Raw genomic sequence first — 23894 nt, 5'->3', positions numbered from 1 at the left:
GGTCAAACCCCAGATTCAGAGCTCCAGGCTGCCGAATTATGTCGAACCCGGGTGCTGCGGGGCGGGGGAATGGAGCGCGCGCTGAGGCTCGGACACATCACGGCCGCGTCGGCACTCAAGGTGACGGGTGACCACGGCCCCCTGCCGGAGGCCGCCCGGATCGAACGGCTCCTCGACCTCCCGGTACACGGGTGGGAGAAAGAGGCCAACGCCCGTCCCTGAAAGCCCAGTTCATAGGCGTCACCCTCCGTTGCGGAGGCCTGTGCCATGATGGTTACCGGCGAGTAATCAGTGTGCCGGGAAAAGGAGTCCATCGTGGCCCGTACGTTCACCGTGTCCCGCAGCGTCCTCATAGAGGTGCCACCGGCCGTCGCGTACGCCGCGATCAGCCGCCCTGCCCTCATGGGGCGCTGGAGCCCGGAGAACCTCGGCGCGACCGTGTCGGCGCCCGATGAATCGGCCTCACTCGGGATGACGTTCGACGGGCGCAACAAGCGTGGCGCCTTTCGCTGGGTGACTCGATGCACGGTGACGGCGGCAGAGCCGGGCAGCCGTTTCGCTTTCCGGGTCCATGCGATCGGGCTCAACCGCCCTCGCCTGAGTGCCCCGATCGCCACCTGGGAGTACCGCTTCGAGCGGGACGGCGACGGCACGCGGGTCACCGAGACCTGGACCGACGACCGACGCTCCTGGCCGGCCTTCGTGACCAATGTCTTCGACCGCGTGGCCACCGGAGGCCGCACGTTCGCGGACTTCCAGGTGCGCAACATCGACAGGACCCTGCGCAACCTGAAGCGGGAACTCGAAACGGCACCTCAGTCCTGACGGCGCGGGACAGTACCGCTTGTCATTGGTGGCTCAGCACATTGACCACCTTGCCGTTGGGGTCACGGACGAAGAACCGGCGCACTCCCCACTCCTCGTCCTGCAAGGGGTGCACGATCTCCGCGCCGCTCTCCCGCATCGCCGCATGGACCGCATCCACGTCGTCCACCTCGACACTCATGTCGGGCACGACGGGCGCGCTCTTGTCCTGGCTCATGAAGGTGACTTGAGCCGTGGGGTTGGAAGGAGAGGCGAGCGTCATGACCCAGCCCAGGTTCATGACCTCTTCGAAGCCCAGGAGGCCGTAGAAGTCCCGGCTCTCCTCCATGGCCTCTGATCGGATGTCGGGCATGACTCGGCGGATGGACATGGGCGACTCCTGCTGACGGGCGAGAGTGGACGTGCCCTGATTCTCTCCTACTGAGACGCGCGTCACATTCGGCGATGTCACATCTCGCCGGGCCGGCCCGTCGTAGAGGTGTATCCGCCAGCAACGGCAAGGAGTGCATCATGGAAGCCCGTTTGAACCTCTTCGACATCCCGCTCGCAGTCAAGTCCCTGAAGCACATCGTCACTGCGGGCAAGGTGATGGGGGAGTCGACGGTGCCGGCCGCGACCCAGGAGCTGGTGAGGCTCCGGGCCAGCCAGATCAACGGCTGCGGCTTCTGCACCGACATGCACACCAAGGACGCGGCCCACGCGGGGGAGACCTCGGTGCGTCTCAATCTGGTCGCGGCCTGGCGTGAGGCCACGGTGTTCACCGACGCCGAGCGCGCGGCCCTGGAACTGACGGAACAGGGCACCCGCATCGCCGACGCGGCCGGCGGGGTCACGGACGAGGCCTGGGCGAACGCCGCCAAGTACTACGACGAGGAGCAACTCGCCTCTCTGGTGTCGATCATCGCCATCATCAACGCCTTCAACCGCCTGAACGTCATGGTCCAGCAGCCCGCCGGGGACTACCAGCCCGGGCAGTTCGGGTAACGAGGGGCAGCCGACCGGGGCCCGTGACTGCTTCTCACGGGCCCCAAGGGGCAAGGCAGTTGCGGTGCAACAGAACGCCGGTTCTTGACCACCGATGCCGAGCCTAGACGACCCTCCAGTCGATGAGGCTCCTCGCGCAGTCGACAACGGTCTCGGCCGCCGGCCGGGGCTGCCAGCCCAGGACGTGCTTCGCCTTCTCGGTGCTGTGGCGGTTGCGGCGCCCGAGCGAGACGGTGATCGCGCGTAGCGGCCGGTCGAACAACGACGCCAAACGGACTACGAAATCGGGCAGTTGGCGCGTGGGCACCTTGGCCCCGGCCGGACCGAGCCCTGCCCGAAGCGCCTGAGCCACCTCCCGCATCCAGGTGAACTCTCCCGTGGCCAGGAACCGTTGTCCCGCGGCTTCCGGCGAGTTCATCGCGCGGATGTGGATGTCGGCGAGGTCGCGGACGTCGACGATCTCCAGCCCGATCCGTGGAGTGCCCGGCATCTTGCCTGCCACCATCCGCTCGATGATCCGGACCGAGCCGAGGTTGCGGGGGGTGAGGACCGGGCCGAACACGGCACCGGGCAGAATCGTCGTCAGCGCGGTCGAGCCCTCGTGGTCGGCGACGAAGTCCCGGGCCGCCTTCTCGGCAACCGTCTTGGACCTGCGGTAGGGGATCAACGTCGGATCGTCAGGATCGGTCCACAACGTCTCGTCGGTCACGCCCTCCTCCGTGTAGGAGGACGGGCTCGCGGCGTTCGCCGCGGACGTCATCACGACCCGCTTCACGCCGGCCGCCGCCGTCGCCGCCCGCAGCACACGCAGAGCCCCGTCCCGGGCCGGGACGACGAGCGCCTCGGCGTCGCGCGTGTTCTCGTCCCCCAGCGGGGAGGCCATGTGCAGCACATGGTCGACGCCCGCCACCGCGGCATCCCACCCCTCGTCGGAGGTGAGGTCGGCGACGGCGAAGCTCAGCCGGTCGCCCGGAGCCGTTACGGTCGACACCGCGTCGCGGACCGCCTTCTCCTTGGCGGGGCTGCGCACCGTCGTGCGGACCTCGTAGCCGCGGTCGAGCAGCCCGACGATGACCCAGTCGGCGACGTACCCCGTGCCGCCCGTGACCAGTACTGTCTCCCTCACTGCTCCTCCTCCATCGGCCGGCCGGGGAGGACGTGGTCGGTGAGGCCACGGACGGGCTCGAAGCCGTACGCATGGCCGAGCGGCTGCGCCCGGACGTCATCCTCATGGACCTGCGCATGCCACGAGTAGACGGGATCGAGGCCACCCGCCGCATCCTCAAGACCCTCCCGGCAACGCGCATCGTGATGCTCACGACCTTCGACGACGACGCCGAGGTCTACGGTGCCCTGCGCGCCGGGGCAGTTGGCTATCTGCTGAAGGACGGCGAGCCCGACGCGATGCTCTCCGCCGTACGGCGAGCCGCGCAGGGCGAATCCCTACTCGCTCCCGCGGTCATGGCGCGCGTCGTCCGGCGCGCCGTCCAGTCACACCACCAGGACGTCACCGGCGACGCGGCCGACCCGGAGATTCTGGCAACCCTCACGCCCCGCGAACGAGACGTACTCGCCCTCGTCGGCGTCGGGCAGTCCAATGCGGAGATCGCCGAGACCCTCCACCTCGGCGTGACCACGGTCAAGACCCACGTCGCCTCCGTCACGGACAAACTGCGACTGCGCAACCGTGTCCAGGCCGCGGTCGTGGCCCACCGACTGGGCCTGGTCGACGACGACTTCCGTCTTGCCGAGGGCCTCGAATAGCAGTCCGTGGCACTCCGGGCGGTCGGCCGTAACGCGCGCTACGCGATCGAGCGCACTGCCGCCTCGGTGAGGGTGGTCGCGGTCCGTACGGCACTGGCGATGGCCTCGTCGGGGGCAAGGCCGCACAGATCGGTGAGCGTGAAGAACGCCTCGGCGCTCACGACCACCGCGAGGTCCCGCTTGAGCTGGGCGAAGGCGTCCGGGTCCGTCGCGCCGAGTGTGCCCTCCAGCGGGAGGAGCGCATGGTCGATGAGCCCGAAGCGGATCCCCGGACGCGTGGTCACCGTCTCGGGCCGGGTGATGGTGGCGGCGATCATCGCGCGGACCGAGCCCTGGCGCGTGTGGATGCCGCGCAGCAGGAACTCGCAAGCGAAAGCGACGCGTTCGACGGGGTCTGAGGAGTCCGCGACCGGTGCGAGCGCCTCGGCGGGGGGCGGCCAGACCCCGGCGAGGGCCTCGCTGATCAGCGAGGGGAGATCGGGAAAGTACCGGTAGGCGGTCGCCTCGGACACCAGGGCCGCCCGAGCGATCGCGGGCATGGTCACCTCGGCGCCCGTGCCGATGAGTTCCCGGGCGGCCGCCACGATCGCCATCCGTGTGCGCTGCTTCTGGTTGGTGCGGCCGGTACCCGCCTGCGCCGTCATCGTGGGGCTCCTCCTGTTGACTCACGCGCATCTTAGCAGTTGACACTCGTTATGAGAGTTCACTTGCATAACGAGACTCGACGTCTCTACTCTCATGAGAGTCAACTCTCACGAAGGATTCGCGCAGGAGGAACCATGAGCACGGTTTCGGTGGTCGGCCCGGACGACGGCGAGACGATCCAGCTGGGCCCCACACGGATACGCCTCCTCGAGGACGGCGCCACCACCGGGCACCGCCTCGGAATCGGGGAGATCACCCTCGCCCCGCACACCCAGGGCCCGCCGCAGCACCGCCACGCCCAGCACGACGAGGGCTTCTACGTCGTCTCCGGCACCGTGCACTTCACCATCGGGGAGACGACCCACGTCGCCCCGGCCGGCACGCTCGCCATGATCCCGCCCGGCGCCCCGCACACCTTCGCCAACCTCGGCGACGCACCCGCGGTGATGATCAACACCTTCACGCCCGACCTGTACGTCCAGTACTTCCGCGACCTGCGGAACATGATCGCCGGAGGCCGGGAGCTGACCCCGGAGTCGACGGTCGAGGTGATGAGCCGCTACGCCACCGTACCCGCAACCGACTTCGCGTCACGGCGCCCCATCTTCCTTCCTGCACCGCGCACTTGAGGAGCACCGAATGACTCGCACCACCCACACCCTCACACTCGACCAGGGCACCCTCGACGTCGCCGTCGAACTCCACGGACAGCAGGGGAGCCCCTTTCTGCTCCTGCACGGAGGCGGTGGCCCGCAGACCGTCACGCCGTTCGCCGGACTCCTGGCCGAGCAGCGGCCGGCCAGGGTGTTGACCCCAGTCCACCCCGGCTTCGACGGCACCGACCGCCCCGACTGGCTGGCCGACGTCACGACCCTGGCCCAGGTCTACGCACGGCTGCTCGACGCACTCGACCTGCGGGACGTCGCCGTCGTCGGCAACTCGATCGGCGGCTGGATCGCCGCCGAGCTGGCGGCCCTGGGCGGCGACCGGATCAGCAGCGTCACCCTCGTCAACGCCGTCGGCATCCAGGTTCCCGGCCACCCGATAGCCGACACCTTCTCCCTGACACCCGTCGAACTGTCCCGCCTCTCCTTCCACGACCCCTCGAAGTTCCGCTTCGACCCCAGCACTCTGACCGAGGCGCAGCGCACGGTGATGGCCGCCAACCGGGCCACCCTGCAGGTCTATTCGGGCCCGCACGCCATGGCCGACCCCACCCTGACCGACCGCCTGGCCAAGGTCACCCACCCCACCCTGGTCGCGTGGGGTCCGAGCGACCAGGTCGTGGACGCCGACTACGGACGCGCGTACGCACAGGCCATCCCCGACGCGGAGTTCCGCCTGCTGGAGGGCACCGGCCACATGCCCCAGGCCGAGACGCCCGAGCAACTCCTGCCGGTGCTCTGGGACTTCGCCGACGATCACGCCACCGACCGGCCGCAGCACTGACTGTCGGAAGGGGAACCCGCCGCGGCTTCCAGGCGTAGCGGGGGAGTCAGGGCGCCGTTCGACCACCGATGCCCCCGAGCGGCACTACCGCGCCTGGAAGGCCGCCCAGACCGACGGCTGAGACTCCGGCAGAACACACCTCGCAGGTCGGCACGTGGCGCCCGTCCCGCTCGACGGTCGCGGTGAGGTAGCGGGTCATCCAGAGGGTGGCGGCGTGGGGGACCGGACCGAGAGCGCGGAGCTGGTCCTCCTCGGCGGGTGACGGGTGACAGCCCCGATCTGCCAGCCAGCGGCGTACAGGAGCAGGGTGACCGCGAAGGCGGCGCCCGCTCTCGTGGCGACTCCGGTCAGCACGCCTTCGGCGAGGGTGCCCCAGGGAGCCCGGACTGTCCTGGAGGGGTACGTGGTCTCGCTGGCGCCGTCTCCCAAGTCGACGGTGTCGGGGCGGCTGTAGTCCACTTCGGTCACATGGCGGTAGGCGTTGAAGTCGGCGCGGGCATGCACAGCGCCGCCCAGCACGGGGGACAGGACCAGCAGACCCACCACGCTCCACCGCATGACAGGACCCAGACGGGCCACGGTGCCGCCCTGAGTGCGCAGTCGGCCGCGCCGCCGCCAAAGATGTCGGCCGACGACCACAAGACCGAAGACGGTACTCACGTACTGCAACAGCCGAGCGACCGTCAGTCCCCCCAGGGCCGAAGCTTGTAGCGCCCCGACGTGCGTGACCAGGAAGCCGTCGCCGTGCGTGAAGGAGTCCCACGCCAAGTGGGAGGCGATGCCGATCAGTGCGGAGATCAGCAACCACATCAAGTACCGGGCCTTGGCCCGCAGGCCCGGCTCCCGCTCGGGTTCCGGAAGGCCGAGGCCGGACGGCAGCAGGGCGGTGACCGGCGCGCGCAGCATCCGGTAGACGGCGACCAAGCCGACGGCAGGGGGCAGGTTGACCAACAGGCCCGCATCGAACGAGTGGGTCTCCGTGGCGTTGAGGAGCGGCCCGTACCAGTCCTGGGAGCTCGTCTCCGATACGCCGATGCGGGCGAGGAAGTACGGGACGTCGGGCGCCACGGAACCCGCGACCAGAGCAGCCGGAACGAACGGTCGGCGCGTCAGCGGCAGTACGGCGGCGGGATGAGACACGGTGAACGGCAATTCGATTGTCTTCTGTCTTCTCTGGCCCGGAGGGACTTCCGAAGGAACTCACGAATAGAACACCGGGGAGAGTATTCACTTCAACGGACTATCGCAAGCGTGGGTGAACCGTCGGCGGCCGTCGGCCTGAGCGATGCGGCTGTGTCAGCGCCGGCGGCGAACCACCTGGAAGCACGCGGTGAGCGCCGCCGTGATGGGCAGCAGGAGGAACAGTCCCAGTACGGGCCGGACTTCGAGCCAGGCATCCGTATAGGCGTGGGCGACCAGAGGCGAAGAGGCCACCGCCATCGCACCGAGCTCACGCAGACCGGAGGAACGCGCGCGCAGAGCGAGGACGGCCCCTGTGAGAGCGAGTACGAGCATCGGCCAGGCGCCATAGTCCGTCGTCACGCCGAAGGCTCCGGTGTCCACGACCACGACGGGAAACCATGCCGCGGCCGCCATCACTCCGGCTGCCGTGGACAGTTGCTTGTCACCGCGTCGGTCAGGAGGGCAGGTGAGCACCGCGGCGGCCGTCAGCAGGGCCGCGGTGACAGGAGCGACCGCACTCTCGCCGGGCGAAGGCGTGGCGACAACCCACTGCACGGCCATCCCCAGCAAGCCGCACACGGTCAGACCCGCACCCGGCAGCCACCGCCCGGTCAAGGCGATGACCGCGCCGAGGCACACCAGCAGTGAGAGCAGCAAGTACAGGGCTCGCGCGCCATCCATCGTGGAGAGCTGGATCCACATCGGGGCGGGCGAGCGAACGAGTCCCGCGTACCAGCGCGTCAGGTGAAGCCCGCTGTCCACCGCACCGGCCGCCAGGGCGAACGGGGCAGCCAGGGCGAAGAAGCGTCCCGCGGGCGACGCCGAGTCGAGGCCCAGTCGAACCCGTACGGCGTGCGCGGCCAGGTCGGCGTCCGCACGCAGCCGGGCCGCGCGCGGCATGTCCGCCGTCATCTCCCGGTGCACATCGACGATTTCCTGCCCGTACGCGGCCCGGTACGCGGCCGGATACAGACGGAGCAGGGGATCGGTCACGTCAGGGCCGCCGCCCCGCCGGTGCCCAGACGTCGCCTGACCTCCCGGGCGGTGGCGGCCAGCCTCTCGGCCTCGGCCTCCAGCCGCTCCCGTCCGGCGGGAGCGAGGGCGAAGATCCGGCGCGCCCGGCCGCCCACCACCTCCTCACGCTCCACCTGGATCAAACCCTCCGCCAACAGCCGGTCCAGCGCCCCGTACAGCGCCCCGGTACGCGGCACCACCCGGCCGTCGGTGATGGCTTTGACCTCCTGGGCGACGGCATATCCGTGCCGAGGCGCATCCGCCAGCGCCGTCAGCAGCAGCAGAGCCAGCTCCTGCATTCCTCGTTCACTCACACCAGCAGAGTATTCCGTCCGACTGACCTTCTTAAGGGCCAGGGCGAGGTCACTCGACCGTCGTCCGCAGGTACGCACCGAGGCGGGCGATGGCCGCGGGGTTCCGGGGGCTCTCGACGAGGTCGACGTAGTCGAGGACGAAGATCCGCCGGTGCTTGACGGCGGAGACGTTGCGCAGCGGGGCGTAGGAGAGCAGGAACTTCTTCTTCTGCTCGGCGCTCACGTCCCCGTAGTTGCAGATCACGATGACATCCGGGTCGCGCTCCACGACGCTCTCCCAGCCGACGGTGGTCCAGGAGTCGGCGATGTCGTGCATGACGTTGACCCCGCCTGCCTCGCTGATGACCTGCTCGGGGGCGGCGTAACGGCCGGACGTGAAGGGCTGGTCCTGCCCGCTGTCGTAGAGGAAGACCTTGGGCCGCTCGGCGCCCTCGGGGGCCTTCGCCCGGACGTCGGCGATCTGCTTCTTGAAGTCGGCGATGAGCGCGGCCGCGCGCTTCTCGACGCCGAACAGCTTTCCGAGGTTGGTGAGGTCGGCGTACAGGGCGTCCAGGGGTGGCATGAGGCCGCGCGAGGTCTTCGTGCGGCCGTTGCGGCAGGACTCGGTGAGGATGTACGAGGGAATGCCGAGCTTCTTCAGCGCCTCGGGGGTGAAGCCGCTGTCGTCGCGGAAGCCGTAGTTCCAGCCGGCGAAGACGAGGTCGGCGCGGGCGTCGAGGACGTTCTCCTTGGTGAGTTGGTCCTTCGACAGCCACTTCACCTTGTCGTAGCCGTCCTTCCAGGGCACGCCGCTGAGATCGCCCTTGTCGTCGGGCATGGCGAACCCGGCCATACGGTCCTCAAGGCCGAGCGCGAACATCAGCTCCGTGATCCCTACGTCGTTCGTGACCACCCGCTCCGGGACCTTGTCGTACGTCGCCTTCCGGCCGCAGTTGGTCAGGCTGACCGACGAGGACTTCGCGTTGTCGGACGACTCGACACTGGCGCCGCAACCGGCGGTCGTGACAGTCGCGGCGAGGCAGAGGGCAGCGGCGAGGAACTTGCGCATGGGGATCCTTACGAGGTGGTGAGCGGGATCCGGTCGAAGAGGAGCTGTACGGCGCCGGTCTCCGGATGCCGTACGGGATGCGCGCGGACCCCGAACACCCCGGCCAGCAGGTCGGGTTGGAGCACGTCGTGCGGCGGTCCCGAGGTGACGATTCGGCCGCCGTCGATGACGTACAGGAGATCGCGCGGCGGCCAGGTTGAGGTCGTGCAGGGCGGCCAGCACGGTCAGGCCGCTGGCCCTGACCAGCGAGAGCACGTCCAACTGGTGCGCGATGTCGAGGTGGTTGGTGGGTTCGTCGAGCACGAGCACCCTGGGTTGCTGGGCGAGGGCGCGGGCGATGAGGACGCGCTGCTTCTCACCGCCGGACAGCGCGAGGAACCCGTGGTCGGCTAGGTGTGTGACACCCGTGCGGGCCATGGCGTCCGCGCACACGGAGCGGTCCCCGGCGGCCGTACGGTCCCGGTGCGGCAGCCGGCCCATGTCGACCACCTCGGCGACGGTGAAGTCGAACTCGGCCGACGACTCCTGCGGCAGTGCGGCCAGCACCCGGGCGGCGGCCCGGGGCGACATGGCGTGCACGTCGTCCCCGTCGAGCCGTATGCTGCCCGCCGCCGGGAGCATCCGCACGACATGCGGCACCATCAGTCCGACGAACCCGATGGCCCCGCTGACCGCGACCACGGTCCCGGTCACAGCCGCGCTGACAAGGAACAACTCCCGGCGCAGCCGCGCCGGTTGGACACCGAGCGCGGCCGAGGTCTCGTCACCCATGGCAAGCGCGTTGAGCGCCTCGGCGCGCCACCGCAGCCACGCCCACCCGGCCGCCACGGTCACGGCGGCGAGCGGCACCTGCGCCCACGTCGCGCCGCCCAGGCTCCCCAGCAGCCACATCATCGCCGACCGGGCCGCCTCGCCCCGGGCCGCGCCGAACACCATCACGGTCGTGACGGCCTCGAAGCCGTACGCCAGAGCCGTCCCCGTCAGGATCAGCCGCAGCGGCGTCAGCCCGTGCGCCGACCGGGCCACGGAGTACACGAGGACCATCGCCGCGAGAGCAGATACGAACGTCGACAGCGACAGCGCCCAAACCCCCAGCCCCGCGAAGGCGCCGAGCAGGATCACGGCGTTGGCGCCCACGGCGGCGCCCGAGGAGATACCCAGCACGAACGGATCGGCGAGCGCGTTGCGCACCATGGCCTGCACCGCCACACCGACGGCCGCGAGCCCCGCTCCGACGACAGCGCCGAGCACGACACGCGGCAGACGGATCTCCCAGACGATGGTGTACGCGGCGACATCCCCGGTATGCACAGTCCTGCCGGTGAACCCGGCCCACAGAAACCGGTTCACGTCGGCCCAGCCGACCCCTGCGGCCCCGAGAGCCACCCCGCACACGATCGACACGAGGAGCAGCAGCCCGAGCCCAACGGCCAACGGCACGACGGATATGCGGCTCGGGCTCGGGATCGGACTTCGGCGCACGGTCGGGGCGGTCCTTCATCTGAGGCCGCCTGAACGTCAAGAAAGGAGGCAGCCCGTACGACACGCAGGCCGTGCGGTCCCCTCTCGCAGTCCACGGCGAGCAGTCAACGGGTCGCACCACCTACGGGCGATCGGGCTCACGCGACGAATCATGGGTTCGCCACGCACACCGTTGCGGGTCAGCGCCGGACTCTCACCGGACTTCCCTCACAGGCAGCGACGGGAGCGTAGCAAACCGGGGAAATGGCGGATGGGCTGGGTCACTTGACGTCGCAGTCAGCGACTGGATACTGGCGGAGGTTCCGACAGCAGTACGCCCGATCGACATCTCGAACAATGCTTGAAATGTCGGCCACGGCGTGGACTGTTCAAGCCGTCATCTCCGCACCCGACAGCCCAACCTCCACATCCCCCCCACACACAGGAGTCATTCTCCATGAGCCCACGACACACCCCGGAGCCCACTGAGCGAGCGACCATGCCCTGGCGAAGGAAGGTGGCCATAGCCGCGCTGACGGGAGCCTTACTGGTCGGGCCCGGCGTCGCGCAGGCCGCACCCCAGGCCGCCCCGGTCCCCAAGGAACAGGTGGCGGCGGCCACCATCACCTGGACCCTCGAACGGGCCGCCAACCCCACGCAGGACCAGCAGACGGCGTACAACCTCATCACGACGGCCATGAACGCCGCGGTGACCCGGTACAACAACGTGAGCGACCTCGGCAAGACCATCACCGTCCGCTACGACCCGGGCGTGCCGACGGCCGACGGCAACATCAACGGAACGATCCGCTTCGGCAACCGCGGCTACATGACCGAGCGGACCGCGCTGCACGAGATCGCCCACACCATCGGCGTGGGCACGAGCTCCGGCTGGTCCTCCCTCGGAGGCAGCGGTACCTGGCGCGGAGCGCAGGCCACGGCCCTCGTCAAGCAGTTCGACGGTTCGGGTGCCACGCTGTCCACCGGCGGCGGCCACTTCTGGCCCTACGGCCTGAACTATGAGAACGAGTTCTCCAGCACGGCGGCCAATCGCCACGTCCAGATCGTCGCCGCCATGGTCCGCGACGGCCTTTAACCCGGACCCTGCTGGAGGGGTGGCCACTTTCGCCGGTCCGCCGCGCGGCCCACGCACCCCTCCAGCTCGGCCGGTTGGTGTAGTAGGAAGGGTCCACATGCCCTGACGCACGACCCGCACCCGCTTCACCACCAACCCCCACGCGCCCGCATCGAGGACTCCTGAATGAACGACGTGTCGGCTTCCCACCGTCTCGTGGCCGGCGCGCCGGACTCCCCTGTGATCCTGCACGTCCCGCACTCCTCGCGGGTGATCCCGCCGGACGTGCGGAGCGGCATCGTGCTCGAAGATGCCGCCCTGGAACGGGAGTTGGACCACATCACCGACTCGCACACCGCCCGGATCGCGGCGACGGCTGCCGAACGCTGCGCCGTGGGGCCCTGGCAGTTCGTCAACCAGTTGTCCCGGCTGGTCGTCGACCCCGAACGGTTCCCGGACAAGCGTGAGGAGATGCTGGCCGTCGGGATGGGCGCGGTCTACACCCGGACAACGCACCGGGAGGACCTCCGCCCGGCCGACCACAACGGACAGCAGCTCGTCGAGCGCTACTTTCGCCCTTACGCGGCCGCTGTCACTGACGCCGTGACACAGCGGCTGGAAGCAGTCGGACGAGCCGTGATCATCGACGTCCACTCCTACCCGACCGAGCGCCTGCCCTACGAACTGCACGGTGACGGCCCCCGCCCGTTCATCTGCCTGGGCCGGGACGCCTTCCACACCCCGGCCGACCTGCTGGCCCACGCCGAGAAGGCGTTCGCGGGCTTCGGCGGCACAGGCATCAACACCCCCTTCGAGGGGACGTACGTCCCGCTGAAGTACTACGGGAACGACCCCCGGGTCAGCGCCCTGATGATCGAGATCCGGCGGGACGTCTACATGACCGAGCCGGGCGGCCCGGCGGGCCCCGGCCTCGACGCCCTCGCGAACGCGCTCGCCGACCTGGTCGGCATGGCGAGTACGGCAGGCGCAATCCGAGCCTGAGAACGCTCCGTGAATCCGCCAGGAACGGGCCGGTTCCACGTCGCGTCCGCCATGGCTCGCCGCTGTCGCCTCCGCCCGCCGGGCCACTGCTCACGGCACAGTGGATCCATGAACGCAGACGACAGAAACATTCTGGCCGGGGCACGTGTGGCGACGAGGCTTCCGGCCCAGGACCTGGACCGGGCACGGCGTTTCTATTCCGAGCAACTGGGTCTGGAGCCCGTCGACGAGCGGCCCGGTGGGCTGTTGTATCGGTGTGGAGGCGTCGATTTCGTCGTGTTCCAATCGACGGGAGCCTCGCCCGGGACCTTCACGCAGATGGCGTTGGAGGTCGACGACATCGAGACAGTCGTGTCGGAACTCAAGCGGCGTGGCGTGGTGTTCGAGGAGGTCGACGCTCCTGGATTCCGCACCAGGAACGGCATCGCCGAGATCGAGGGGAACTACCCGAGCAAGGTCGCACGGGGCGAACGCGGCGCCTGGTTCCGTGACAGCGAGGGAAACCTGCTGGGCATTGGCGAGTTGGTCTTCTGAGCGGGGGTGGGATCAGAAGCGGCCCTTGACCGACGAGTACAGGGTTTCCACGCTGCGCCGGGTGTCGTCACCCCCGCCGATGAAGCTGGTACGGGGGTTGAGACGGAACGTGCTGCCGTCCGCGCGGCGTATGCGGACGTACGTGTTGCCGGTGTAGGCGCCGTTCATGTGCAGCTCATTGGGTCTGTTGCCCAGGGCCACCTCGTCGAGCGGATCCGCCCACAGGAGCCCCTTGTCGCTGACCGACCAGTAGGCGCTCTTGACCAGAAGCACCCGACGGTCGGTCACCCCGAGGACGGCACGCCGGAAACCGGCACCGAGGTACCCGGACAGCGCCACCTTCAATGTCTCCTTTCGTAGATGGGGGTGCAGGGCTCGCTTCAGCTCGGACTCGATCATGAGGACCCTCCTTGGCCGGTGCGTGCAGACCTGGCTCGGTGTCGCGGGCGAGTGCGTACATCCTCGTCGGTGTCCGCACCGCCGGTGCACCCACAGATGATGCCCGCGTGACCGCCCGCGAGTCACGCTTTGAGTCCCAACTGATCCTGATGGAGCCCGAGTTGGTCTGGCGTCGTCGGTAGGGCGACCAACGTGCCGCCCGGCGGTCCGGTCGGCCGCTGGTGCGAGTTCTCGCGCCCGGGAGCGGTCCCGGGCGTCGTACGCCACCATGATCTCGCCCAGAACAGCCATCGGTCCTGACCAGGGAGCGGAGCCCATGCGCCAGATGCTTTCCACCCGATGCCCAGGCGTCCTTGTCGCACTCCTCACCCCTGGTGTGGCACTACTGCCGGCAGGGTGCGGGAGCGACGGTGCGGACAAGACCGCCCAGGAGCGATCGGGCGCGCCCCGGACGTCGGCGACGGCAGCCACTCAGTCGCCGGATGCGGATGTCACGCCCGACGAGAGTCCGAGCGCTTCGTCTCGCCCCACTGATGACAGTCTTCCGACGGCCCCTCCTCCCACGGATGCGAGCGCCCAGGTGGACGAGGCGTTTCGCGCGGCAGGCGTCGTCGCGCTCCAAGGCAACCTGCGCTACATCGACCCCGCACTGGGCGCACCCGGGGACATCGCCAAGGCCGATGCGCAGTGCGCCGACCTCCAGCGAAACGTCGCCAACCCGGACCAGGTCGCTGCCCGGCGCTTCAGCACCGGGAACCACAAGGTGACCACGGCTGACGGCAAGCGGATCAACACGCTGTTGTGCAACACGTACTGCGGCTGAAGCGCGTTGTCGCCGCCGTCAATGACTGGCCCTGAGTCCGGAGCCCAACGACCCCGGTCCGCGGGTCAGTATCCGATGGCCTCTCGGAGGAGCAGCACGGTGCCGCGCCCCGGGCGGGTCTCCGCGTTGAGGATGAGCAGGCGGTTGACGGTGCTGGGCATCCCGTACACCGCCTGGGCGCGGGCGTTCTCCAGCGGGAGGGCGTGCTCCTCGACGCGGCGCAGCGCTGTGCTCAGGTCGGGCACCACCTTCTGCGCGCCGACGATCCAGACCGCGTTGGCGGCGCCGCCCGCGTTGGCGGGGAGCTGGCTGCCGCTGCCCGAGGCAAGAACGAGCGAGCCGGTCTCGGTGACCGCGGCGACGCTGTTCACGACGAAGTCGGGGCCGGTGACCAGCCTTCGGATCTCGTCGGCGCCGGTGGCACGGTCGATGGCCAGGACGCGCGGCCTGATGGCGTCGTACCGGCCGCCGGAGTTGATGTCCTCGTCGATGCCGGACAGCCGGAGGGTCTCGCTGGCTCCGGTGAGCACGCTGGCGCCCTCGGGTACCAGGTCCTTGATGCGGGAGCGCGCGGCCTCGGCGTCGTCGAGGATCTCGGCGGCGAAGCCTCCCGCCCGCAGCGCGGCTGCTGCCCGCTCCAGTCGTTCGGCCGATGCCGGGTCGGCGAAGGACACGTCCGGAGCCGGGGCGGCCGTGTCGTCTGCCGGGTTGGTCCCGGAGCTCTGCTCCGCGCGGGGCGCCGTACCCGCCAGCGGGGAGGTGTCGAGGTACCTGACCTCGTACACCCGCTCGGTGAACTTCCAGCCCTCCGGGGTGCGTTGATAGCGGTCGTGGTAGACGGCGTAGTTCAGACCCTGCCGTCCGTCGAGGGTGCGCGCGAGTTCCTGGATGTAGGCGCGGCCGGTCGCGGTGTCGCCGTCGAGCAGGATCGTGCCGGGGTGTGTGTTCTGTACGAAGAAGTCCCACAGGCTCTGCAGCCGCTCGCCCCCGGCCCGGATCTCCTCCCGGCCGATCTGCTCGGCGGGGATGTTGGGCATGCGCAGGGCACCGTCCGGTGTGAACAGCGACGCCAGGCGGGGTCGGTCGCGCATCATCACCGCGTCGGTGAACTCGCCGCGCAGTGCCTCTGTCTCGACGCGGTCCGCGATGGCCTGGAAGTCGTTCATGGGAATCACCTCTCGGTCCTGTTGTCGTCCTCACCGGTACGACAACGCAGCCCTGCGGAATGTGAGGTGGCGCGGCGGCCTCACATTCCGGCGAGCTGTCCTGTCGTATCGGGTAGAGGCACAGAACCGAGTGAGGGAGACGGCCGGACCATGACGAGCAGAGCCGAGCCCGGCGACGACCAGAGCGATCCGGGCCTCAGCGCGATCATGAGCGAGCGGCGCCACTTGATCAACCTCGGCTATCGACTCCTCGGGTCCCTTGCCGACGCCGAGGACGTCGTGCAGGAGACCTACGCCCGCTGGTACGCCATGTCCGCACGGGAGCGGCAGGCCATCGAGTCGCCCGGCGCCTGGCTGATGACGGTCGCCAGCCGCATCTGCCTGAACCTGCTCGGCTCGGCGCGGGCCAGGCGGGAGACGTACGTGGGCGACTGGATTCCGGAACCGCTGCCGGAGCCCACGGAGTGGACCACTGGGCGCTCCGGCGCCGGCGGCGTCGACCCGGCCGATCGGGTCACCCTGGACGAGTCGGTGACGATGGCCTTCCTGGTAGTCCTCGATTCGATGACCCCGGCCGAGCGCGTGGCGTTCGTCCTGCACGACGTCTTCCGCTACCCCTTCGGCGAGGTCGCCGAGATCGTGGGCCGCACTCCGGCGGCGTGCCGCCAACTGGCCTCGTCCGCCCGACGGCACGTCCGCACCGCACGGACCCCGGCGGGCCCGAGCGCCGGGCAGGCCGCAATCGTCAGGCAGTTCAGAACGGCATGGCAGGCCAAGGACATCGATGCCCTGATCAGCCTGCTCGACCCCGACGCCACCGCGACCGCCGACGGCGGCGGGCTGGCCGTCACTCACCTGCTCCCGATCGTGGGCGGCGAGCAGATCGCACGTGCCTACGCCGAGATCGCCCGGGTGTCGGGCCACCGTACGACGTTCCTGGAGTGCACGGTCAACGGCCTGCCCGGCCTGGTGGCGCAGCAGGACGGCGATATCGCGACGGTGTTCGCGTTCGAGATCGTGGGCGACCGGATCAGGCACATCTGGGCGGTGCGAAACCCCGAGAAGCTCCGTCCCTGGCGGATCGGCTGAGGAGCGATCCGAAACACCGCGGCGATCGACTCGTGACCAGCACCGACCCGCACCGAGCCCACATCTCAAACACGCCCTGGACGGTCCAAGGTGGTTCCGTCGGGCTGCCGCCCGAAGGCGGCCGCAAGAACGGCGGGGAGGTCGGCCGCGGGGACCGCGACTCGCACCTCTGCCAGGACAACAGGAAAGTCGTCATCGTCGATGACACCCATGTACTCCTGGCGCAATCGGCAAATGGCCTCGACGAGTTCGGGCCGCAGCAGCATCCAGGCACGGGACGTGCGGATCTCCTCCTCGACCTGGTCCATGAACCACCGCATGACCTCGTACGGGACGTCGACGTGTTGCCCGCCGGGATCGAAACACACCGTCGGCTCCCGAGCCGGGTCCTCGTCAGGGACGATCGCGGTCACAAGAGTTCGTTGCCCGGCAACGAGATCCAGTTCCAGGTACCAGGCGTCATCGGGGACGGAGTACATCGCGGTGATCGCGTATTCCCCGTTGGGGTGCGGGACGGGCATGATCGCATGTTGTCACGCTCGTACGGGGGCCTACCGGCCTTGTTCGGCGCCTGTGCTCCAGCGCAGTGAGTGACGCCGGTAGCGTGACTCGGGTGGGCCGAAGGTCAGGTCGTTCTCGTCGAGGGCGTTGGCGATGGTCAGTTGGCTGTGGAGGAAGCGAAAGCTGACAGCGACTGTTCCCTGGGCCATGTCTGTGCCGGTCCATTGGAGGAGTTCGACGTCCTGAAGGGTTTGGTCCTGGAGGGCGTGCAGCTCGCGGCGCGTGTCGCACCGCCACCGGAGATCGAAGTCGGGCCATCGGACCGGCTGGTGGGGGTCGACCGTGTTCCAGGTGATCGAGAGGTCGCCGAACTTCTGGTGGTTGATCTCGACCTGTTCGCCGGTGAAGTCGAGCAGGACGGGGCAGTCGGAGAACCACTCGTTGTCCTGGACGTCCCAGACCAGCCAGGCGTGGGTCAACGGGCGGCCGATGAGTGCCCGCAGTTGGCGGCCGTGGCCCGCCACGATCGCAGAGCGACCGTTCAGCCAGTGGGGCCGGTAGGTTTCGATCCCGAAGTTGAACACGCCAGGATCCTCTCAGGACCGGACATCACCGAGGACCTGCTGCCCGGCGACTGCCGCTTGCTCGTCCGCCGCAAGCCAGGGGTGACCTGACGTTGACCTGGGAGGGACACGCTCGACGGCGGTCGAGGGAGACACGGACAGGGGTTCAGCCCACCGGCACGTGACCGGGTGAGGACGACGGCGTTCCCCCAGGCTGCCGCCTGGGCGATCGACGCCCTCTTGCTGTACGTGGCCGCCTACTGCCTTGAGGTATCGATTGCGCGCCAGCGATCAGCAGATGACGACGCTGTCTGGGTCCACGACCGCGATGAACTGCTACGCCGGTTCGCCGCGCTGCCTGCCGAGACCTTCCCCCACACCACCCGCCATGCCGCCGAGCTCACCGCCGGCGAGGGCCACGACCGGTTCGACTTCAGCCTCGGCCTGATGATCGACGGCCTCGCCCGCCGCTAGCCCGACGACGCTCTCCCACTTCCTTGGGCAGGCGAACTGCAGTTGAGCCAAGCGCGCCCGCCGGTGGGACTCACCGGCGGGCGCGCTCAGAGTGATTGGGACGTGGTCGCGTGCACGCGCCCGTCAGGGTTGGCCGCGGTCTCAGGGGCTACCGCTTGCGCGCAAGGGTGACGCCGTCGGCCATCGGGAGCATGGACACATCGACTCGTTCGTCCTTGAGGAGGGTGTCGTTGACCTCGCGTACGCCTTGGGTGTCGGCGTCCTGTGCGGTGGGGTCGACGACTCGGCCCGACCACAGTGTGTTGTCCAGGACGATCAGGCCGCCGGGCCTGGTGAGGGCGAGGGACTGCTCGTAGTAGTGGGGGTAGTGGGCCTTGTCCGCGTCGATGAAGACGAGGTCGAACGAGGCGGGGCCGCGCTCGGTCAGCAGTGTTTCCAGGGTCGCCGTCGCGTCGCCGAGGCGGAGGTCGATGCGGTTGGTCATGTCCGCCCGCTGCCAGGCGCGGCGGGCCATGGCGGTCCAGTCCTCGCTGACATCACAGGTGACGACCTTCCCACCGGGCGGCATGGCACGGGCCATCGCCAGCGTGCTGTACCCGGTGAAGGTGCCGATCTCCAGGACGTCGCGCGTGCCGGTGAGACGGATCAGCAGCGCCAGGAACTGGGCCTCCTCGGGCAGGATCTGCATGATCCCGTCGGGCAGCGCGGCGGTGTCGTCGCGCAACTCGCGCAGGACAGTGTCCTCGCGCAGGGAGACGTCCCGGACGTAGTCCAGCAGAGCAGGGGTCATGTCGATCTGATCACGCACTGGGGTTCCTTGCGGGTCGGGGGTCCGAGGAATCGGGGGAGCTGGGGTGGTCGGTGTCCCATGCGGGTGCCGGGCCGTAGCGGCGGGCACGGGTGGTGCTTTCGTAGGGGAGGCCGGGTGACGCCTGGACGAGTTCCATCTGCAGGCCCCAGGGCGTACGGAAATAGATCCAGCGATTGCCCGAGATGGGTCCGTCCGGGATGGTCTGGGCCGTGCCGAGCAGCTCGACTCCGGGCTGTCCGCGCAGATACCGCACGGCGGCGTCGAGGTCGGTCACATGGATGGCCAAGTGGTGGCCGCCCCAGTCGCTGTTGGCCGGCAGGACCCGGCTCTGGTCCGGAGCCTCGTACTCGAACAACTCGAGGTTGGTCACCGGGCCGAGGCGGAGCATGGCGATGTGTGCGACGGCCATGGGATGGACGCCGAGTTGGCGGCGCATCATGTCGCCCTGCGGGTCCTGGACGGGACCTTCGCGGTAGATCAGCTCGGCGCCGATCACCTCGGTGAAGAAGGCCACGGCCTGGTCGAGGTCGGGCACCGTATACGCGATGTGGTCCACGTTGGTGGCGCCCGGGATGCCCGGATGCCGAAGCCCGGGGGACGTGGTGGTCGTCGGGGCTGTGGACGTCACGAGGCGACGGGCAGTCGGGGCGGCATGGCGCTGTGAGGTGCCGGGGCGCCACAGCGACCAGGATGAGCCGCGTGCCTCGGTCACCCGCGCGCAGGCGTGCGCCGCTGTTCAAGGAGCAGACGGCGAGGGCGCCGCGGTGCAGCACTCCGGTCGATCCGTCCGGGTGCAGGAGGTGACCGTCGCCGCCGGCGACGAACCAGATCTCCTCGGTTCCCTCGCGCCCGCGCACTCCGATCTCGGCGCCGGGCGCCAGCTGGAGGTGGTCGACGGCTTCGGTCTCGGAGAAGAAGAAGCCGCGCCGGGCCAGTGAACGGCTCGCGGTGTGCGCGGTACCGTCCTTGAAGGTCCGGGTGGTCTCCTCCACGGTGGTGACGATCACTGTGCGTCCGCTTCCTCGACAGTCGGCGAGAGCGACCCGGCCGAGGCCGAGGGGGTCATGAGGCTCGCGTGGAAGTAGCGCAGCGGCTCAGGGCCGGCGCTGATGGTCATCGATCCGCCCAGCGGCAGGGTGACGGCGGTACCGGCCGTCAGGTCCACCGTCGTGGTGCCGGCCCGCGCGTTGCCGGTGCCCTCCAGCACGAAGAGCGTGTGCTCACGGTCGGCGGCCGACAGGGTTTCGGCCTGCGCGGTCTCCAGGGTGACGACGCGGGCCTGGCGCAGCGGCCCCGTCAGCATGGTGGTCAGGTCGACCTCTCCGCAGGCGGCGAGGTCGATGATGGTGGCGGTGGTCATGAGGTCCTCTCAAGGGCAGGCATGGGCTGGGCGATTGGGGTGGTGCCGGATCCGATCAGCGCCCGGGTGGTGGCGGGTCCGAAGACCTCGATGACGAGCCAGTTGAGGTCCTGGTCACCGAGGTTGCGGAACTGATGGCGCGTGCCGAGGCCGTTGACGACCAGATGTCCGGGGCGGATGCGGTGCGGCACGTCGTTGAGGAGGATCTCGCCCTCGCCCTGGAGGACGAAGTAGAGCTCCTCGGTACGGGTGTGACGGTGCTCCCCGCAGACCGCGCCGGGCGGCAGGGAGGCCCACTCGATGGCTTCCCAGGTCCCGGCCAGCCCCATCCGGCGGGCCAGGCACTTCCAGCGGGCGATGTCCGCGCCGCCGTGCATGGCGTGCACGGCGGACGCGCCACGCACGTCCGCGACCAGTAGTTCGTCAGGCATTGTCATTTCCTCTTTCGTGTAGGAAGGCCGCGGCGGACCGGACTTCGTCGACGGCCAGGTCGTTCACGAACAGCGCCGATCCGATGCCGGCGGGCAGTGGCAGCCGTTGGCGGCCGTCGCGGTGGCGGACGGTGTCGGCGAGGGCGTGTTCCAGCAGGTCCGGACGGCACACCGGGTGGGTGAGGGGAAGTCCGAGAGACGTCGTGACGGCCAGTACGCGATCGCGCTGGCCGGTGGTGAGCAGTCCCCGGCCGCAGGAGATGACCGTGGTCAGTGCCATGTCGATGGCGACGGCCTCGCCGTGCAGGAGGCCGGGGAGTGCGTGCATCTCCAGGGCAGGGCTGAAGGAGTGGCCGTAGTCGACGGCCCGTTCGAGTTGGTCCTCCCACAGGTTCGGTTCGAGTTCGGCGAGCATGCCGCCGATCGCTCGGCGCAGCGTCTCGTCCGCGGCCTGGGCTCCGGGCGCGGAGATGCCCTGGAAGCGTTCGGCGCGCAGGAGGGATCCGTGCTCCTCCAACAGTTCGAACAGCCGTCGGTCCAGGACCAGTGCGATCTTGAGGATCTCCGCCAGCCCGTTGGAGAGATGACGGTTCGGCAAGGTCGCCAGGAAGGCGGGGTCGACCAGCGTGCGCCGTGCGGGGAAGTAGCTGCCCAGCCGGTTCTTGCTCCCGCCGTGGTTGACACCGGTCTTGGCTCCGATGCCCGCGTCGACCAGGCCGATCAGTGTGGTGGGGACCCTGACATGGGGCAGTCCGCGCCGATAGGCGCTGCAGGCGAACCCCACGATGTCGGTCAGGACACCGCCGCCCACGGCGATGACGGGCTCCTGCCGCCGCAGGATCCCGTGGGAGTCGAAGGTGTCCACGACCCGCAGGACGGATTCGATGGTCTTGTTCTCCTCGCCGAGGTCCAGGACCAGCCATCGCACATCGATCCCGTGGGCCCGGAAGTACGCCGACAGGCGGTCTCCGTAAAGCTGTTCGACGGTTCGCTCGGTGATGACGCAGCGCCGCGTCGGTGCTGCGAGGGCCGCCCCGACACCCGCTCGGGCAAGGGAGTCGTCGGCGGGATCCAGCAGGTCGCGGGTGAGGACGACGTCGTACTCGACGGCTTGCTCGGCGCGTACCGCCCAAGCCGTCCGCGACGGCACGAGTGCCCGGGGGAGGGCGATCGAGGGCCGCACCCCCCGGTCCTGCGGGGTCTGATGTGTTTTGGGCATGACGGCAGGACCCTCTTCACCTCGGATGTGGGGACATCGGGGCCGGCCGAAGCACTTGAGCCCGTTGCGGCCCCCGACGCGACGAAGGTTACATGTGGTGATCTCTGTGCAACAATCCGTCACTCGACAAGTGAGTCCCCTGCTCAGAACCCTCACGGGGGAGCCCGTGGCAAGATCGAGGAGAGCATGGCGCCGCCAGTAACTTCCCAGGACCCCAGGCCGTTTGAGTACGACGTCGTGATCGTGGGCGGTGGCTCCGCCGGAGCGGTCCTGGCCGCCCGGCTGAGCGAGTCACCCGGCCGCAGCGTGCTCCTGGCCGAGGCCGGACCCGCCTGCGCGCCCCACGAACTGCCCCGTCACATCCTCAGAGGCGCGGTCTACGAAGGCGACCCCTCCCTCCTGTGGGAGGCACCTCCAACAGATCCCCAACGCACCGGTCACGCCGCGTCTTTCGTGCGGGCGAAGGTCCTCGGCGGCGGGTCGGCCATCAACGCCGGAGTGGCCATGCGTGCCCACCCCGCCGACTTCCACCGCTGGGAGCGGAACGGGCTCACCGGCTGGAGCTACGACGACGTCCTGCCCTACTACCGGAAACTGGAGGCGGACAGGGACGGCAGTGCCGACAGCGACCCGCCCCAGCACGGGCACGACGGTCCCGTACACATCAGCCGTGTCTCCCCACAGGACCTCACGCCGGCCCATCAGGCCTTCAGCGACGCCTGCGCCGCTCTGGGCTTCCGGTCCGTCGACGACCTCAACACCCCCCACACCGGCGGCATCGGACACTTCCCGCTGGGCCTCGCCGACGGCATCCGCCAGAGCACAGGCCTGGTGTACCTCCACCAGACGGTGCGCGACCGCCCCAACCTGCACATCATGGGCGCGACCACCATCGACACCGTCGCCTTCGACCGGCGGGGCAACGCGATTGGCGTCCGCACCGTCGACGGCACCCTCCTGCGGGCCAGGGAAACCGTCCTGTCCGCCGGTGCGGCAGGCAGCGCGGCCATCCTGCTGAGGTCCGGCATCGGGCCGGCCGACGAACTCAAGCGACTCGGCGTCGACGTCGTCACCGATCTGCCGGTCGGCCGCCGCCTGCGCGAACACCCCTGCGCCTACCTGTTGTTCAGCGCCGACGCTGAACAACTCGGTGCGACCACGCCCCCGGTGTCGGTCCTGCTGACGACGCGCAGTTCGCTCGCCCGAGCCGACGAACTCGACCTGCAGATCGCTCCGAGCCACCTCGTACGGTCCGACGCCTACCCGCACGGCAGCGGACTCGGCTTCCTGCTCTCCGTCACCCGCCCCGAACCCGACGCCCACGGCACCCTCCAACTGGCAAGCACGGACCCGGCCGTCCCGCCCCGGCTCCACCTCGGCCTGCTCGACGACCCCAAGGACCTGCACAAGATGACCGAGGCGATCGCTCTCGGCAGGGAGCTCGCCGACACCGCCCCGATGTGCTCACTGGGCCTGAACGAAATCGCCCCCGGACCCGCCGTCACGACGGACACCGACGTTGCCGCGTACCTGCGCGCCCACGTCAAGCCGTACCCGCACCTGTGTGCCACCGCGCCCATGGGGTCCGACGCGGACGCACACGCCGTCGTCGACTACCGCGGCCGTGTGCGAGGAGTGTCCGGGCTCCGTGTGGTCGACGCCTCGATCCTGCCCGACATCCCCTCCGTGGCCACCAACCTCACCGTGATCATGGTCGCCGAACTCATCGCCGACCAATTCACTCGGGACCCCGCGGTCTGA

28 protein-coding genes, 4 pseudogenes and 1 riboswitch are annotated in these 23894 nt (G+C 69.3%); of the genes and pseudogenes, 14 read left to right on the top strand and 18 right to left on the bottom strand.

Annotation, left to right across the window (positions count from 1 at the left end; genetic code table 11):
- Positions 1–222, top strand: a pseudogene (locus tag O3Q52_RS06060) (hypothetical protein); the annotation flags it as partial.
- A 93-nt stretch (positions 223–315) separates the two neighbouring features.
- Positions 316–825 (top strand): SRPBCC family protein, encoded by a 510-nt coding sequence (locus tag O3Q52_RS06055; RefSeq protein WP_269647752.1) that lies wholly within the window; start codon positions 316–318, stop codon positions 823–825.
- Positions 826–847: 22 nt separating this feature from the next.
- Here O3Q52_RS06055 and O3Q52_RS06050 read toward each other — a convergent pair whose 3' ends face one another.
- On the bottom strand, positions 848–1195 hold the full coding sequence (locus O3Q52_RS06050; RefSeq protein WP_269647751.1) for a VOC family protein: 348 nt from the start codon (positions 1193–1195) through the stop codon (positions 848–850).
- 140 nt (positions 1196–1335) lie between these two features.
- Here O3Q52_RS06050 and O3Q52_RS06045 point away from each other — a divergent pair, with 140 nt between their 5' ends.
- A complete protein-coding gene (locus O3Q52_RS06045) occupies positions 1336–1809 on the top strand; it encodes a carboxymuconolactone decarboxylase family protein (protein ID WP_189841929.1) in 474 nt (157 codons plus the stop codon).
- A gap of 103 nt (positions 1810–1912) precedes the next feature.
- On the opposite strand, the gene O3Q52_RS06040 is transcribed toward O3Q52_RS06045, so the two are convergent.
- The gene (locus tag O3Q52_RS06040; protein WP_269647750.1) at positions 1913–2935 is read right to left on the bottom strand and encodes an NAD-dependent epimerase/dehydratase family protein; all 1023 of its coding nucleotides are present in this window, start codon (positions 2933–2935) and stop codon (positions 1913–1915) included.
- Between the two features lie 32 nt (positions 2936–2967).
- Here O3Q52_RS06040 and O3Q52_RS06035 point away from each other — a divergent pair, with 32 nt between their 5' ends.
- Positions 2968–3573, top strand: coding sequence for a response regulator transcription factor (locus tag O3Q52_RS06035; RefSeq protein ID WP_269647749.1), 606 nt, complete (start codon positions 2968–2970; stop codon positions 3571–3573).
- A 38-nt stretch (positions 3574–3611) separates the two neighbouring features.
- On the opposite strand, the gene O3Q52_RS06030 is transcribed toward O3Q52_RS06035, so the two are convergent.
- Positions 3612–4217, bottom strand: a complete 606-nt coding sequence (locus O3Q52_RS06030) for a TetR/AcrR family transcriptional regulator (protein WP_269647748.1) — start codon at positions 4215–4217, stop codon at positions 3612–3614.
- A gap of 135 nt (positions 4218–4352) precedes the next feature.
- Here O3Q52_RS06030 and O3Q52_RS06025 point away from each other — a divergent pair, with 135 nt between their 5' ends.
- Both O3Q52_RS06025 and O3Q52_RS06020 read left to right on the top strand, forming a co-directional pair.
- Positions 4353–4847 (top strand): cupin domain-containing protein, encoded by a 495-nt coding sequence (locus tag O3Q52_RS06025; RefSeq protein ID WP_269647747.1) that lies wholly within the window; start codon positions 4353–4355, stop codon positions 4845–4847.
- Positions 4848–4857: 10 nt separating this feature from the next.
- Positions 4858–5667: an alpha/beta fold hydrolase gene (locus O3Q52_RS06020; protein WP_269647746.1), complete on the top strand. Its 810-nt coding sequence runs from the start codon at positions 4858–4860 to the stop codon at positions 5665–5667.
- Positions 5668–5862: 195 nt separating this feature from the next.
- On the opposite strand, the gene O3Q52_RS06015 is transcribed toward O3Q52_RS06020, so the two are convergent.
- The 6 genes and pseudogenes from O3Q52_RS06015 to O3Q52_RS05990 form a co-directional block, all read right to left on the bottom strand.
- Complete coding sequence (locus tag O3Q52_RS06015; protein WP_269647745.1) at positions 5863–6807, bottom strand: DUF4184 family protein; 945 nt, start codon at positions 6805–6807, stop codon at positions 5863–5865.
- A 156-nt stretch (positions 6808–6963) separates the two neighbouring features.
- Positions 6964–7842, bottom strand: coding sequence for a hypothetical protein (locus O3Q52_RS06010; RefSeq protein WP_269647744.1), 879 nt, complete (start codon positions 7840–7842; stop codon positions 6964–6966).
- Positions 7839–8177: a PadR family transcriptional regulator gene (locus O3Q52_RS06005; protein ID WP_269647743.1), complete on the bottom strand. Its 339-nt coding sequence runs from the start codon at positions 8175–8177 to the stop codon at positions 7839–7841. The genes O3Q52_RS06010 and O3Q52_RS06005 overlap by 4 nt, the downstream gene beginning before the upstream one ends.
- Before the next feature lie 49 nt (positions 8178–8226).
- Positions 8227–9225, bottom strand: a complete 999-nt coding sequence (locus tag O3Q52_RS06000; protein WP_269647742.1) for an ABC transporter substrate-binding protein — start codon at positions 9223–9225, stop codon at positions 8227–8229.
- An 8-nt stretch (positions 9226–9233) separates the two neighbouring features.
- Positions 9234–9840, bottom strand: a pseudogene (locus O3Q52_RS05995) (ABC transporter ATP-binding protein); the annotation flags it as partial.
- Positions 9841–10692, bottom strand: a pseudogene (locus O3Q52_RS05990) (FecCD family ABC transporter permease); the annotation flags it as partial.
- Positions 10693–10811: 119 nt separating this feature from the next.
- A riboswitch (cobalamin riboswitch) is annotated at positions 10812–10955 on the bottom strand.
- Between the two features lie 230 nt (positions 10956–11185).
- Here O3Q52_RS05990 and O3Q52_RS05985 point away from each other — a divergent pair.
- The 3 genes from O3Q52_RS05985 to O3Q52_RS05975 all read left to right on the top strand — a co-directional run bounded on the left by O3Q52_RS05985 (position 11186) and on the right by O3Q52_RS05975 (position 13297).
- Positions 11186–11782: a hypothetical protein gene (locus tag O3Q52_RS05985; protein ID WP_269647755.1), complete on the top strand. Its 597-nt coding sequence runs from the start codon at positions 11186–11188 to the stop codon at positions 11780–11782.
- Between the two features lie 165 nt (positions 11783–11947).
- Positions 11948–12763, top strand: coding sequence for an N-formylglutamate amidohydrolase (locus O3Q52_RS05980; protein ID WP_269647741.1), 816 nt, complete (start codon positions 11948–11950; stop codon positions 12761–12763).
- A 108-nt stretch (positions 12764–12871) separates the two neighbouring features.
- The gene (locus tag O3Q52_RS05975; protein ID WP_269647740.1) at positions 12872–13297 is read left to right on the top strand and encodes a VOC family protein; all 426 of its coding nucleotides are present in this window, start codon (positions 12872–12874) and stop codon (positions 13295–13297) included.
- Positions 13298–13309: 12 nt separating this feature from the next.
- Here the strand turns inward: O3Q52_RS05975 and O3Q52_RS05970 are convergent, their stop codons facing one another.
- On the bottom strand, positions 13310–13696 hold the full coding sequence (locus O3Q52_RS05970) for a hypothetical protein (protein WP_269647739.1): 387 nt from the start codon (positions 13694–13696) through the stop codon (positions 13310–13312).
- A gap of 580 nt (positions 13697–14276) precedes the next feature.
- Between O3Q52_RS05970 and O3Q52_RS05965 the strand changes: the two genes are divergently transcribed.
- Complete coding sequence (locus tag O3Q52_RS05965; protein WP_269647738.1) at positions 14277–14519, top strand: hypothetical protein; 243 nt, start codon at positions 14277–14279, stop codon at positions 14517–14519.
- Between the two features lie 65 nt (positions 14520–14584).
- On the opposite strand, the gene O3Q52_RS05960 is transcribed toward O3Q52_RS05965, so the two are convergent.
- Positions 14585–15685 (bottom strand): LUD domain-containing protein, encoded by a 1101-nt coding sequence (locus O3Q52_RS05960; protein ID WP_269647737.1) that lies wholly within the window; start codon positions 15683–15685, stop codon positions 14585–14587.
- A gap of 150 nt (positions 15686–15835) precedes the next feature.
- Between O3Q52_RS05960 and sigJ the strand changes: the two genes are divergently transcribed.
- Positions 15836–16774, top strand: a complete 939-nt coding sequence (sigJ, locus tag O3Q52_RS05955) for an RNA polymerase sigma factor SigJ (protein ID WP_269647736.1) — start codon at positions 15836–15838, stop codon at positions 16772–16774.
- Between the two features lie 65 nt (positions 16775–16839).
- On the opposite strand, the gene O3Q52_RS05950 is transcribed toward sigJ, so the two are convergent.
- Positions 16840–17295: a hypothetical protein gene (locus tag O3Q52_RS05950; protein WP_269647735.1), complete on the bottom strand. Its 456-nt coding sequence runs from the start codon at positions 17293–17295 to the stop codon at positions 16840–16842.
- Between the two features lie 30 nt (positions 17296–17325).
- On the bottom strand, positions 17326–17859 hold the full coding sequence (locus O3Q52_RS05945) for a hypothetical protein (RefSeq protein WP_269647734.1): 534 nt from the start codon (positions 17857–17859) through the stop codon (positions 17326–17328).
- 186 nt (positions 17860–18045) lie between these two features.
- Between O3Q52_RS05945 and O3Q52_RS05940 the strand changes: the two are divergent.
- Positions 18046–18312: pseudogene (locus tag O3Q52_RS05940) on the top strand (TetR/AcrR family transcriptional regulator C-terminal domain-containing protein); the annotation flags it as partial.
- Between the two features lie 148 nt (positions 18313–18460).
- Here O3Q52_RS05940 and O3Q52_RS05935 read toward each other — a convergent pair.
- Positions 18461–19120, bottom strand: a complete 660-nt coding sequence (locus O3Q52_RS05935) for an O-methyltransferase (RefSeq protein ID WP_269647733.1) — start codon at positions 19118–19120, stop codon at positions 18461–18463.
- On the bottom strand, positions 19113–19751 hold the full coding sequence (locus tag O3Q52_RS05930; RefSeq protein ID WP_269647732.1) for a VOC family protein: 639 nt from the start codon (positions 19749–19751) through the stop codon (positions 19113–19115). Before O3Q52_RS05930 ends, O3Q52_RS05935 begins: the two co-directional genes overlap by 8 nt.
- 37 nt (positions 19752–19788) lie before the next feature.
- Here O3Q52_RS05930 and O3Q52_RS05925 point away from each other — a divergent pair, with 37 nt between their 5' ends.
- Positions 19789–20061, top strand: a complete 273-nt coding sequence (locus O3Q52_RS05925; protein WP_269647731.1) for a hypothetical protein — start codon at positions 19789–19791, stop codon at positions 20059–20061.
- 65 nt (positions 20062–20126) lie between these two features.
- Here the strand turns inward: O3Q52_RS05925 and O3Q52_RS05920 are convergent, their stop codons facing one another.
- Genes O3Q52_RS05920 through O3Q52_RS05910 form a run of 3 tightly spaced genes read right to left on the bottom strand, consistent with a single transcriptional unit; the run spans position 20127 to position 22133 of the window.
- Positions 20127–20483 (bottom strand): hypothetical protein, encoded by a 357-nt coding sequence (locus tag O3Q52_RS05920; RefSeq protein WP_269647730.1) that lies wholly within the window; start codon positions 20481–20483, stop codon positions 20127–20129.
- Complete coding sequence (locus O3Q52_RS05915) at positions 20480–20914, bottom strand: cupin domain-containing protein (protein WP_269647729.1); 435 nt, start codon at positions 20912–20914, stop codon at positions 20480–20482. Before O3Q52_RS05915 ends, O3Q52_RS05920 begins: the two co-directional genes overlap by 4 nt.
- Positions 20907–22133, bottom strand: coding sequence for a sedoheptulose 7-phosphate cyclase (locus O3Q52_RS05910; RefSeq protein ID WP_269647728.1), 1227 nt, complete (start codon positions 22131–22133; stop codon positions 20907–20909). Before O3Q52_RS05910 ends, O3Q52_RS05915 begins: the two co-directional genes overlap by 8 nt.
- A 186-nt stretch (positions 22134–22319) precedes the next feature.
- Between O3Q52_RS05910 and O3Q52_RS05905 the strand changes: the two genes are divergently transcribed.
- Positions 22320–23894 (top strand): GMC family oxidoreductase, encoded by a 1575-nt coding sequence (locus tag O3Q52_RS05905; protein ID WP_269647727.1) that lies wholly within the window; start codon positions 22320–22322, stop codon positions 23892–23894.

Origin of the sequence: Streptomyces sp. ActVer, from assembly GCF_027270795.1 — a bacterium.
GTDB classification, from domain to species: domain Bacteria; phylum Actinomycetota; class Actinomycetes; order Streptomycetales; family Streptomycetaceae; genus Streptomyces; species Streptomyces umbrinus_A.
Note: the sequence above shows the minus strand (reverse complement) of the source record. Positions and strands in the feature narration are given on the sequence as shown.

What these genes read in the sequence shown, in the direction of transcription:
- O3Q52_RS06050 (WP_269647751.1), bottom strand. Translation starts at nt 1,195, where the DNA reads ATGTCCATCCGCCGAGTCATGCCCGACATCCGATCAGAGGCCATGGAG.
- O3Q52_RS06045 (WP_189841929.1), top strand. Translation starts at nt 1,336, where the DNA reads ATGGAAGCCCGTTTGAACCTCTTCGACATCCCGCTCGCAGTCAAGTCC.
- O3Q52_RS06030 (WP_269647748.1), bottom strand. Translation starts at nt 4,217, where the DNA reads ATGACGGCGCAGGCGGGTACCGGCCGCACCAACCAGAAGCAGCGCACA.
- O3Q52_RS06025 (WP_269647747.1), top strand. Translation starts at nt 4,353, where the DNA reads ATGAGCACGGTTTCGGTGGTCGGCCCGGACGACGGCGAGACGATCCAG.
- O3Q52_RS06020 (WP_269647746.1), top strand. Translation starts at nt 4,858, where the DNA reads ATGACTCGCACCACCCACACCCTCACACTCGACCAGGGCACCCTCGAC.
- O3Q52_RS06000 (WP_269647742.1), bottom strand. Translation starts at nt 9,225, where the DNA reads ATGCGCAAGTTCCTCGCCGCTGCCCTCTGCCTCGCCGCGACTGTCACG.
- O3Q52_RS05985 (WP_269647755.1), top strand. Translation starts at nt 11,186, where the DNA reads ATGCCCTGGCGAAGGAAGGTGGCCATAGCCGCGCTGACGGGAGCCTTA.
- O3Q52_RS05980 (WP_269647741.1), top strand. Translation starts at nt 11,948, where the DNA reads ATGAACGACGTGTCGGCTTCCCACCGTCTCGTGGCCGGCGCGCCGGAC.
- O3Q52_RS05975 (WP_269647740.1), top strand. Translation starts at nt 12,872, where the DNA reads ATGAACGCAGACGACAGAAACATTCTGGCCGGGGCACGTGTGGCGACG.
- O3Q52_RS05970 (WP_269647739.1), bottom strand. Translation starts at nt 13,696, where the DNA reads ATGATCGAGTCCGAGCTGAAGCGAGCCCTGCACCCCCATCTACGAAAG.
- O3Q52_RS05960 (WP_269647737.1), bottom strand. Translation starts at nt 15,685, where the DNA reads ATGAACGACTTCCAGGCCATCGCGGACCGCGTCGAGACAGAGGCACTG.
- sigJ (WP_269647736.1), top strand. Translation starts at nt 15,836, where the DNA reads ATGACGAGCAGAGCCGAGCCCGGCGACGACCAGAGCGATCCGGGCCTC.
- O3Q52_RS05950 (WP_269647735.1), bottom strand. Translation starts at nt 17,295, where the DNA reads ATGCCCGTCCCGCACCCCAACGGGGAATACGCGATCACCGCGATGTAC.
- O3Q52_RS05920 (WP_269647730.1), bottom strand. Translation starts at nt 20,483, where the DNA reads ATGACCACCGCCACCATCATCGACCTCGCCGCCTGCGGAGAGGTCGAC.
- O3Q52_RS05915 (WP_269647729.1), bottom strand. Translation starts at nt 20,914, where the DNA reads ATGCCTGACGAACTACTGGTCGCGGACGTGCGTGGCGCGTCCGCCGTG.
- O3Q52_RS05910 (WP_269647728.1), bottom strand. Translation starts at nt 22,133, where the DNA reads ATGCCCAAAACACATCAGACCCCGCAGGACCGGGGGGTGCGGCCCTCG.
- O3Q52_RS05905 (WP_269647727.1), top strand. Translation starts at nt 22,320, where the DNA reads ATGGCGCCGCCAGTAACTTCCCAGGACCCCAGGCCGTTTGAGTACGAC.